Origin of the sequence: Flavilitoribacter nigricans DSM 23189 = NBRC 102662, assembly GCF_002646595.1 — a bacterium.
Taxonomy (GTDB): Bacteria; Bacteroidota; Bacteroidia; order Chitinophagales; family Saprospiraceae; genus Flavilitoribacter; species Flavilitoribacter nigricans.
Window position 1 is genome coordinate 15,365 of record NZ_PDUD01000060.1, and the last position, 11,319, is coordinate 26,683.

Here is an 11,319-nt window from a genome sequence, read left to right on the forward strand (position 1 = left end):
TTGCCGGTTGGACCATCCATCGTCAACCATATAAAATGAGTTTACCGAAACATTTTCCTACCGAACAACTGGGAGCTGCCAACCGGCGTAAGCTGGAATGGTACTACCGGCGTTATGTGGAAGCGTTCTACCAGGAATATCGTTTCGGACATTTTTTACTGACGGCCTACGCGGCCGTGCCCGCCCTGCTGACCCCCGATCTTTTGTATAAACTCTGGCAAAATTTTCACCAGTACCGCTGGGCCGGGCGCACCGAGCGTATCCACCGGGTAGCGGTATCGGATTTGCTGCTTTCTCCCCTCTGCCGGGAAGTGGGTTTTGAGCTATACGAAATGGATGCCGGTATTCGGCAGGCTTTTCTCGACTGGCAACAGCGGATCGCCGGCGAGCCACTCTGGCAGGACCGGCACCTGGCGACGGTCAAGTCCATTGCCGAATTTTTGGAAGAATACCACGCCCGTCCCAATCCGGCCCGTCAGCGCTGGGGAGAGGCGTACGAAGAACTCCAGCAATGGAATACGCTGGCCTTCACCCGGCCGGAACAGCTGCAGAAGAAAATGTGGCAGAAACTACGGGAGTCGGTTGCCGGGAAAAAAGAGACTGAAACCCTGCGGGTACTCGATTTTTGGAGTAAAACCGAAACCCAGCTTGCTCTCAGTACGGCGGATACCGTGCCGGAGCAGTGGCGGCAAAATGCCCGCTTCGCCCAGGCCTGGAAAGCACTGTTGCAACACAATACGCAATTATTTACGGAGGCCTTTACCCAGGATCCGGCCTATCAGTCCATGCTCGATGATAACCCGGAAGGCGGCATCGCCGTAAGTATGCCGGTGAAAGTGAAAGAAGTGCTGGACCAGATCCAGCAGGCTGCTAATCCCGAACCGGAACGACCCGAACGGATCATGGCCTTACTCATCGGGGTGGACCAATACGCCCACCCGGAATTACCCCAATTGAAAGGTTGCGGGAATGATGTACAGGATTTCGGGCGCTTTCTGGAAAATGCCGCCGATTATCTCGGTATGCCGCTGGAAGCGGAACCGCTGGTGGATCGGGAAGCAAACCTGGAACAGGTTTGGAGCAGCCTGCGGGGCCTGGTTAATGAATTGCAGCAAGGAGATCATTTTGTCTTTTTCTTTGCCGGCAATTCTTCCAATTCTCTGGCCCGAATGGACTGGGAGAAGGACGGAAGGCTATACCTGTACGATTCGGAACCGGGGAAAGGAGGCTGGTCCGGTATCCGACAGCGGGAAATCGAAGAAATGTTGATCGATATCATCCGGGAGCGAAAAATAAACTGCCTGCTCGTGCTGGATCATCCCCAAAGCAGGGAACAGCCGGTGACTAAAGCGGCGACCGACCCCCTGCGGGATTACCCACCGGAGCTGAACGGCTCCCTGGTCATTCTGTACGGCGGGGAAGACGGCCAGGTGACCTACGAAAGCACTTTCGGTCAGGAGTCCCGGGGGATCTTTCCCTATGCCTTGCTCAAAGTATTCCGGGAGAAAGGTTTCAACATAAGTTTCCGAAATCTTATCGAGACCACCCGGTTGCGGATGACCCAGCTGACCGATCAGCAAACGCCGGCGATGGAGGCCTTTCCCGCCGAAATGGCGGAGGCCCTGATCTTTTCCCACGAAGTACAAACGGAAGAAAAAATATACGAAGTGCGCTTCGAACCGGAGATCAGCCGCTATGTACTCGGGGCCGGGGCCCGGCAGGGGATCACTCCTTCGCTGGAATTCATGTCTACTCTGGTGCGGCTGGAGGACGGTCGCGTGCTCACAGTGGATGCGGTCTACCGGGACTACGCCAGTATCCGGGACTTTACCGGAGACGGCAGCGATACCACCTACCGGGCTACGCTTCTGCAGGCGGCCCTGCCCAAGATCCAGGTCGCTTTTGACCCAGGGATCGACGAAAAAATGGAAGCCCAGTTGCGTTCGGTGATCCAGTCTTACGCCATTCACTACATCGACATTCGGGATAACTGGGAAGATGCCGGGTATTTTATCCACGCCTGGCAAAATGACTATTTCCTGTCCCGGCAGATCAGTACCCGGGAGGCGCGTTCCGAGAGTCTGCGCCCGCTGTTCAATCTCGAACCCAATCCGTTTGAGTTGATCAAACAGATGGAATACATCGCCCAGTGGACTGGGGTGCTGGAATACCAAAATCCCAACAGCCGAATCAACCGGGACGATTTGATGGTAGCGGTCGGTCTGGTAGAGGACCAGCGATTGGAGCCGTCCAATCTGGATAAACTCGAACCCTCCCGTATCGAGGAAGATCCCGCCATGGTTTCCGTGGATTATCCCGGCGGCGAGCGAGCCGACACCCCGGGTGTTCAGTTGCAGCTGAGATCGGAGATCAAGCAATTGCTGTACGTCACCACTTTATACCTGGACAGTCAGTACGGGATCAGCCCGAATGCCGTCCGTCAGCCGCTGGAACCAGGCGGCCTGGTGTCTGTACCTTTTATGGTACAGGGCAACAACCATCGGACCATACCGCTTCGTTTCGATCCCAAAAACCTGGACCTGGGAAAATCCGAGGTACACGATTACCTCAAGATCTTCATTTCCACGGAGCCGCTGGATACCCAGCCTTTGCAACAGGAATCGCTGGAACTGGATCAGGATACCGCCCGGACCACCATTATCCGGCAGCAGGAAGAGCGGGGTACCTTCACGATCGAGGAAATGGACTGGACGGCCATTACCATCCCCATCCGGATCATCTACCGCCCGGATACGGGTAGCAGCTCGGGCTACGGTAATCCATACCAGCAGCAACAAACTTCTTCTCCCGAAAAGAATATGCCCGAAGAGGATTTCTTCCGGCAAGATTATACGGGCTCGGAGGCTCCCGAGGAAGCCGCCCCAGCCTCCCGGATCAATCCCGGAGAATTGCAAATGGTACGGGATATGGTTGCTAAAAACGAAATGCGGCGGGCCATGGATACCATGCTTTCGCTTACCAAAGGGACCAATTCCGAAAATGAGATCATTCTCCTGGCCAACCGCCTCAATGATCTGGAACGCCAGAACCGGATCGGTGTATTGACGTCGGATGATTACGCACTGAGCCGCAACCGGATCTCCTTTGCCCTTCTTTCTAATATCTCCCTACTCGAAGAGTCGGATGAAGTGTGACAGACTGACGCACTGAAAAGTGAAAGTGTGTCAGCTTTTTGTACAAGATGACAGGTAAGTATCTGGCCGTCAATCTTCTGTCAGGCTAATGTCTGCAAACAATTAATTTTTTTAACAGCCTGAATTTCTTGCGTTAATATTTTATTAAAGCCCGCCTCTCGGGCGTGACTTATGGCTTTCAGCGTGTTTTTTGTATGAAAATTGTAGCAATAGATAGTGTAGGCAGGCTTCCGGAAAATGTACCTAGATTGACAGTTTTCTGTTGTATTTAGCCCCAATTGGAGGCCGGCGCTACACCAAACATGAACTACGCTAGTTCTGTTTTACAATTGACCATACAATAAAAACCAGATTGAGACCATGAAAAAGTATTTGTATTTACTATTCGTAGCCGTTCTAGGCGGTGCGATTGCCCTCGGAGGCGCTAAACTACTGCAAGAAGAAGATTTGGGCCGTTTTGACGATAATCCCGTAACCACGGCTAAATTTACTAATTATACATCCCCCAGCTATACGACGGCGGTTCCGTCCGAAGGATTTACCACCGCTGCCGAAAGAGTACTGCCCGTGGTGGTGCACATTAGAGCCAGCAAGCAGGTTGAAAACAGCGGACGGCAGCTCGACCTGAGAAATATTCCCGCACCTTTCCGTGATTTCTTTGAGCGGCAGGGACCACAAGGACAGGCTCCGGGTGGTGACCAGATGCAACAGGGAACCGGATCCGGTGTGATCATTAGTTCCGATGGTTATATCGTCACCAACAACCACGTTGCCGGTGATGCATCCGAACTACAGGTAACGCTACACGACGGTCGGGTATACGATGCCGAAGTGGTTGGTGCGGACCCCTCTACTGATATCGCGGTGATCAAGATCGATGATGCCGCTCTGCCGCACATTAATTTTGCCAATTCCGATGATGTACGGGTCGGTGAATGGGTAGTTGCTGTTGGTAACCCCTTCAACCTGGCGTCTACCGTGACTGCCGGTATCGTAAGTGCCAAAGGTCGTAGTATTAATATTCTGCAGGACCAGGCTCCGATTGAATCCTTCATTCAGACCGATGCCGTGGTCAACCCGGGTAACTCCGGTGGTGCACTGGTGAACCTGAACGGTGACCTGATCGGTATCAATACCGCAATTGCTTCCCCGACGGGAGTATACGCCGGTTACGCTTTTGCCGTACCGAGTAACATCGCTGCCAAAGTGATCAAAGACCTGAAAGAATTTGGTGTGGTACAACGTGGATATCTGGGTGCCATTATCCGTGGTATCGACGGTAACTTTGCCAAAGAAAATGACCTTTCCGTAAACGAAGGGGTATACATCCAGGAACTGAATGAAGACGGTGCTGCCGCCGCTGCCGGTATCAAACCGGGTGATGTAGTACTGTATGTAGACGAAATGCAGACCAAGACTTCTTCCGCACTGCTGGAAGCTATCGGACGTAAACGTCCGGGTGAAGAAGTGACCCTGACCGTACTGAGAAACGGTAATGAACGCGAAATTGACGTTGTTCTACGCAACCGTGAGGGTACAACTGATGTCGTTAAGAAGGGAACACCCGCTCAGGCACTGGCCGCAATGGGTGCCACTTTTGAAACGATCACCAAAGAAGAAGCCCGTGCCGAAGGAATTGACGGTGGTGTACGCGTAAAAGCAGTAGGTCCGGGTAAACTGGCCCAACAAACCGAGATCCGCGAGGGTTTTATTATTACCCGGGTGGATAAACAAAAGGTAACCACCAAAGAAGACCTGATCGAGAAACTGGAAAATGTGGAAGGTGGTCTTCTGCTGGAAGGAAAATATCCCGGCCAGCGCCGAAATGAATACTATGCCATAGGCATGCAATAATGATACTGCTGCAAAAGAAAGGTATGTAAATATCTTTCTTTTACAGTCGGGTGATTTCAAGGGGGAAGAGATCGTAAGATTTCTTCCCTTCTTTTTTTGTGTTTCACATAAATTTAAACTTCAATTCATTTCAAAGAGCAAAAAAATAGGCAACTTAGCAGGCATTTAAATCACTTCAGTCCTATACTATGAATATTCGCCTAATTGCCTTTTTACTCTTTCTATCCCTCCTTGCACCTACGCTCAACGCGCAGGTAGAAGACTTGAACATTAATATTCCCGACGGACCACAACCCTGGTCTTCCCTGGATATCAACCGGTCCGAAAACCAGTTTCAGTTCGCTATTGTGACCGACCGTACCGGTGGTCGCCGCCCGGGTGTGTTTTTTACCGGGGTCAAAAAGATCAACCTGCTCCAGCCGGAATTCGTGATGACGGTGGGGGATCTCATCGACGGTTACACCCAGGACGTACCCGAACTGGATCGTCAGTGGGATGAGTTCGAGGGGTTTATTGACAGCCTGCAGATGCCCTTTTTCTATACGCCGGGCAATCACGATATTACCAATGCGGTGATGGACAGTGTCTATCGCGCCCGCGTTGGTCCTACTTTTTATCATTTTGTCTACAAGAACGTACTGTTTCTCAGTCTGAACTCGGAAGACCAGTATCGCGGTGCCGGTCGTGGTACCATTTCCGACGAGCAGTACGAATACATCAAGCAAACCCTGGCCGAGAACGAGGGGGTGCGCTGGACAATGCTGTTCATGCACCAGCCGCTCTGGCTGCAGAACGATCCGAAACGCTGGCCGGATGTGGAAGCCCTGCTGGCCGAACGGGATCATACCGTTTTCGTAGGACATGTGCACCACTACGTTCGCTACATGCGCAACAACGGCCGGTATTATACCCTGGCCACTACCGGGGGCGGCAGCCGTTTGCGGGGGCCGGCTCTCGGAGAATTTGACCACATCACCTGGGTAACCATGACCGAAGAAGGGCCCATCATGGCCAATCTGGCGCTGGACGGCATCTATTCGGAAGATCTGGTAACGGAAGCCGGGTATGATTTCATCAGTCGACTTTCGAACAGCTACCCACTCCGTATCGATCCGCTGATCGTGGACGGGGATACTTTTGAAAAAGGAAGGGTTCGGGCCGAGATCCGCAACCCGGAGGACCAGCCGGTTTTCGTGCAGTTGAAGCCTGCCTTTAATTTCGACTACGGCTTTTACGTGCCGCGCGACACCATCACGGTAGCACCCAATAGTGTGGAGGTGATCGAATGGGAACTGGAAAGCCGCCGGGGAGAACGCAAAGTGGAAGAATTGGCCGCCCAGCCACTATCAGTAGATCTGACCTACAGCCAGGATGGCTCCCAAATGACCCTGCCTTTCAGCTACTACCTGGCCCCGGATAAACGTCGCACTATACCTACTGCCGAAAAAGCTCCCCGGATTGACGGAGAACTTACGGACTGGGCGGACCTGCCCTATTCATTTAGTGGGGCGGATCCAAATAGCCTGCAGGTGGATTGGGGCATTCGTCAGGACGCAGAGAATATTTACGTGGCGGCCAAAGTCACCGATAATTCCATTCGCGTCCGCGAAGATCTGGCGACTTACCAGCAGGACTACGTGGCGGTAGTGCTCAATGCCGAACCCATGGCTACCGCGGCCATGCGGAAGGGAGAAGGCTGGTATCGCAACTCCTTTATCCTGGCGGTTTCTCCGGAGACCGATGAGGTGAAAATGAAAACCCAGTACGAAGATCGCTACGAGTTCAAGGTGCCGTATAAAAGCCGGACAACCGAAGACGGATACGTGCTGGAAATGGCCCTGCCGCTGTCTTATGTGCGGGAAATTCAGGGCGACAACTGGCGTCATCTGCGGGTTAACGTCACTGTGCTGGACTGGGATGAAGGTTCGGATGAAAAGCCGATCTATCACTGGCAGCCCGACTGGCGGGGATCGATGAATGAGGTTGGCTCCGGCATGTTCTTCAAAAAATGATCCTGTAGTTAAATGGCTATCCGCTTTGGGTAGCCATTTAAATATCTTTTTTACTTTTCCAAGATCCTGCTGACCATTTCCTGTAAATAAGGCAATACCTCTTCTCCAAACCATGAATTTTTGCGCTCCCAGATCTGGTTGCGCGGGGAAGGGTGGGGCAGGGGCAGATAGTTCGGTTGGTAGGCTTCCCAATTCCTTACCGTTTCCGTCAGATTTTTCCGTCGATCGGCACCGAGGTAACGCTCCAGAGCGTACTGGCCGAATAGTAAGGTCAGTTGTACGTTGGGCATCAGGCGGAGCAGGGGCTCGTGCCATTGGGGCGCGCATTCCGGTCGCGGGGGCAGATCGCCCGAACGCCCTTTTCCCGGATAACAAAAGCCCATCGGCAGGATGCCGAAATATTCGGGATCGTAGAAGGTCGCCTCGTCTACGCCCAGCCATGTCCGGAGTCTTTTACCGCTCGGATCATCCCAGGGAATCCCCGTCTCGTGCACCTTGCGCCCCGGTGCCTGACCGATGATCAGGACTCTGGAGTGCGGGTGAATATTGAAAACCGGACGGGTGCCGTGCGGCAGATGGGGGGCACAGATGTCGCAGGACCGGGCGGCGGCGATGGGATCATTCATAGAATAAAATTAGGTTTTTGGGGAGGGATAAGATACAGGATTTGGAAAAAATGCAGATAAAAAGTCGAGATATAGGATATTTTATAGATTTTAGCCTCGATTTATTAGCATCGTAAAACCTTTTACAGAATATGGGTACTCTTGACATTATTGTATTTATCGTGTACGCCCTGGTGATCATCAGCCTGGGTTTGTATATGTCTCGAACCAAAGCGGGGGAGGAAAAAACGGCGGAAGATTACTTCCTGGCCGGTAAATCACTTCCCTGGTGGGCCATCGGAGCTTCTTTGATCGCAGCCAACATCTCCGCCGAGCAAATGATCGGTATGTCCGGTCAGGGATTCGGGGGCATCGGTCTGGCGATCGCTTCCTACGAATTTATGGCAGCAGTCACGCTGATCATCGTCGCCAAGTATTTCATGCCGATCTTTATCAAGAAAGGCCTGTATACCATTCCGGATTTCGTGGAGCAACGCTTCAGCGTGCAGTTAAAGACCATTCTGGCCATTTTCTGGATCGCCCTATTTACCTTCATCAACCTGACTACCGTACTACTGCTGGGTTCCATGGCGCTGGATACCATTATCGGCACCGGTGACGGCAGCTATCTAATGTACGGTATTCTGGGACTGGCCTTTGTGGCAGCTGCCTATTCGCTTTACGGCGGTCTGGCTGCGGTAGCCTGGACAGACGTGCTGCAGGTCAGCCTGCTGATCCTCGGTGGTTTGATCACGACCTATCTGGCACTGGATAATGTTACGCCGGAAGGGGGTGTGGTAAATGGCCTCAACCACGTTTTGGATACGGTACCCGAGAAATTTCACATGATCCTCGATAGTGAGCATCCTTCCTTCAATGAGTTGCCCGGGATAGCCGTGCTGGTCGGTGGGATGTGGATCGCTAACCTGTATTATTGGGGATTCAACCAGTACATCATTCAACGGGCACTGGCCGCCAAGGATATCGGCGAAGCGCAAAAAGGTCTGGTATTTGCCGGTTTCCTGAAGTTACTGATCCCGCTGATCGTAGTGATCCCCGGTATCGTCGCTTACGTATACTACATGCAGCCTGACGGCACGGCGGTGGTAGACGGCGCACAGGTGGCGCTGGCGGTGGATTCCCCCTTCGCGGCGAATGATAATGCCTATCCCTGGTTGATCAGTACGTTCATCCCGTCGGGTATCAAGGGATTAGTAGTGGCCGCGTTGGCTGCGGCTATCGTTTCCTCTCTGGCCTCGATGATGAACTCCATCTCCACGATCTTTACGATGGACATTTACCGGGAGCACTTCAACCCTACGGCCAGCGAAAGCCAGACGGTTAAAGTAGGCCGGATCGCAGCAGCTACTGCCTTGGTCATTGCCATCATCATGGCCCCGCTGCTGAGTAGCGGTCGCGGTATTTTCAACGTTATTCAGGAATACACCGGACTGGTGAGCCCGGGTATTCTCGCCATATTTATTCTGGGGCTCTTCTGGAAGAAAACCACCAACCGGGCGGCTATTCTCGGGGCGATCGGGTCTATCGCTATGGCCCTGATCTTTAAATTCTCCGGAATGGATATGCCCTGGATGAACCAGATGGGACTCGTCTTCCTGCTGACCTGCGGTCTGATGATCCTGATCAGTTACCTGGAAACCAAAGGCGCGGATGATCCGAAAGGTATTCCACTGACAGCCGGTTTGTTTAAAACCAGTCAGACTTTTAATATCGGCGCTTTTGTGATCCTGCTGCTTACGGCTATGATCTATGCCATTTTCTGGTAGACCGGCCCCTTGCTGATCTTGGGACGTTGAGATGGTCACGGGTGCCCGCCCGGACATCTCAACGTCCAACTATTCTTCCATTCTCTCTTCTAGCGTTTGTATCCCAACTTGCACCGGCCATTACCCCGGGATAGATGCAGCGCATCGTTCTGCTGATTTTCAATGTTGGTTGATCAGGTCGCTACGCTGTAGCTCTATTTATTTCCATTCCTTTGGGCTGGAAATAGTTCGGTGCGCAGCACCTGTGGTTCCGGGATACCCGCCCGGACTTCTCAACGTCCAACGATTATACCTTTTCCCTTTTAACGTTTGTATCTCAACTTGCACCGGCCATTACCCCGGGATAGATGCAGCGCATCGTCCTTATAATTTTCCCTATCGGTTGATCAGGTCGCTACGCTGTAGCTCTATTTATTTTCATTCCTTTGGGTTGGAAATAGTTCGGTGCGCTGCACCTGTGGTTCCGGACATTCACACGGGAACCTCAACCTTCAACCATTCTTCCTTTCCTCTGGTAACATATGTATCCCAACTTGCACCATCCATTACTCAATGATAGGTGCAGCGCACCGTCCTGCTGATTTTCCATTTGGTTGATCAGGTCGCTACGCTGTAGCTCTATTTATTTCCATTCCTTTGGGCTGGAAATAGTTCGGTGCGCTGCACCTGTGGTTTCGGGATACCCGCCCGGACTTCTCAACGTCCAACGATTATACCTTTCCCCTTTTGACGTTTTTATCCCAACTTGCACCAACCATTACTCGATGATAGGTGCAGCGCACCGTTATAGCTCCAAAAAAACGGTATAGATGTTTCGAGGTGCAGCGCACCGTCCTCTAGGTATTGTCATTTCCTGGATTTGAAAATTGTAAGTTGTACCGCACCTATGTGGGTAATTGGGGATATCCCCTCCTAGAACTTCCGCTGGCTCCGCAAATTTTATTTTCCTAATTTTATGGCGTGAGCCGATCCATCGCCATATTATTACTCACCTGTTTTCTTTTTCCGCTGCTTGGGCACATTGTCCTGTTCAAGATTCGGAGGGGACAGCTTCGTCACGAACTGAAAGAAAAACTGGAACACAGCGTTCCCCGGGGAGAATTGGAGCTTATCTCCATTCCTGCGGAATGGATGGAACATCCTCCGGCTTATTTTCAGCGTACCAAACCAAATGAATTTCGCCTCCACGGCGAAATGTTCGATATCGTTCACCGGGAAGCCAGAGCCGACACCCTCTTGTTATACTGTCTGGCGGATAAGGCGGAAACGCTGCTCTTTACCCGGCTCGACGAATGGGTAAAACAACAGCATTCCAAGGACCCCTTTCAGCGGGGACAGACCCTGCAGTGGGAACGGCTCCTGGACAGTTTATTTCCTTCTCTCATTGCTACTCCCGGCATCGCCGACGCTCCGTCGGGACCATTTCTCCGGCCTCCGTACCGCTTCTCTTGTTCACCCTGGGAGCGGGAGGCCATCCACCCACCTCCGGAAGCCTGATCGTCATTCGGTCTGTAGCCGGATAATAGCAACATTTCCTGTTTTAAATAATTCTCCTGTCGGTAGCCGGTCGCAGACCATTTCGTTTGCGTACCGTAAAACCGGTATGGGGGCATTGATCTTAACCGCCGGTTCGGTCGATACCGGACGCATTGCGCTGGCATGCAGACCATTGCCGGCGCAGCGAAGTGGTGTAAGATTCATTCCCATACCGGCACTGATCATCGGGACTGCACATGACCGTTTCCGGATAAGGGAACAAAGGGTCACCCGTGAATAGTCCGGAAGATCACGGTCCGGCCGGAGGATACCTGTACAACCGGAAGTGACCTGAAGATTGATCAGCGGATCGTAGCCATCGGAAATCCAACGTAGGATTTGGTGGCAGGAACGCTGTGTCTTCCATCTG

The 11,319-nt window shown here is 52.4% G+C and carries 6 protein-coding genes; 5 read left to right on the forward strand and 1 reads right to left on the reverse strand.

Annotated features, from left to right (window positions below; all coding sequences use genetic code 11):
- Positions 1 to 35 precede the first annotated feature (35 nt).
- The 3 genes from CRP01_RS38275 (at position 36) to CRP01_RS38285 (ending at position 7,021) form a co-directional block, all read left to right on the forward strand.
- A complete protein-coding gene (locus tag CRP01_RS38275; protein WP_099155392.1) occupies positions 36 to 3,155 on the forward strand; it encodes a caspase family protein in 3,120 nt (1,039 codons plus the stop codon).
- 360 nt (positions 3,156 to 3,515) lie between these two features.
- Positions 3,516 to 5,009, forward strand: coding sequence for a Do family serine endopeptidase (locus CRP01_RS38280; RefSeq protein ID WP_099155393.1), 1,494 nt, complete (start codon positions 3,516 to 3,518; stop codon positions 5,007 to 5,009).
- Positions 5,010 to 5,197: 188 nt separating this feature from the next.
- A complete protein-coding gene (locus CRP01_RS38285; RefSeq protein WP_099155394.1) occupies positions 5,198 to 7,021 on the forward strand; it encodes a metallophosphoesterase in 1,824 nt (607 codons plus the stop codon).
- Between the two features lie 50 nt (positions 7,022 to 7,071).
- Here the strand turns inward: CRP01_RS38285 and CRP01_RS38290 are convergent, their stop codons facing one another.
- Complete coding sequence (locus tag CRP01_RS38290; RefSeq protein WP_099155395.1) at positions 7,072 to 7,647, reverse strand: uracil-DNA glycosylase family protein; 576 nt, start codon at positions 7,645 to 7,647, stop codon at positions 7,072 to 7,074.
- Between the two features lie 131 nt (positions 7,648 to 7,778).
- Here CRP01_RS38290 and CRP01_RS38295 point away from each other — a divergent pair, with 131 nt between their 5' ends.
- Both CRP01_RS38295 and CRP01_RS38300 read left to right on the forward strand, forming a co-directional pair.
- Positions 7,779 to 9,413: a sodium/sugar symporter gene (locus CRP01_RS38295; protein WP_099155396.1), complete on the forward strand. Its 1,635-nt coding sequence runs from the start codon at positions 7,779 to 7,781 to the stop codon at positions 9,411 to 9,413.
- A 960-nt stretch (positions 9,414 to 10,373) separates the two neighbouring features.
- Positions 10,374 to 10,910 carry a hypothetical protein gene (locus tag CRP01_RS38300; RefSeq protein WP_099155397.1) on the forward strand — a complete coding sequence of 179 codons (537 nt, stop codon included), beginning with the start codon at positions 10,374 to 10,376 and terminating at the stop codon, positions 10,908 to 10,910.
- Positions 10,911 to 11,319 lie beyond the last annotated feature (409 nt).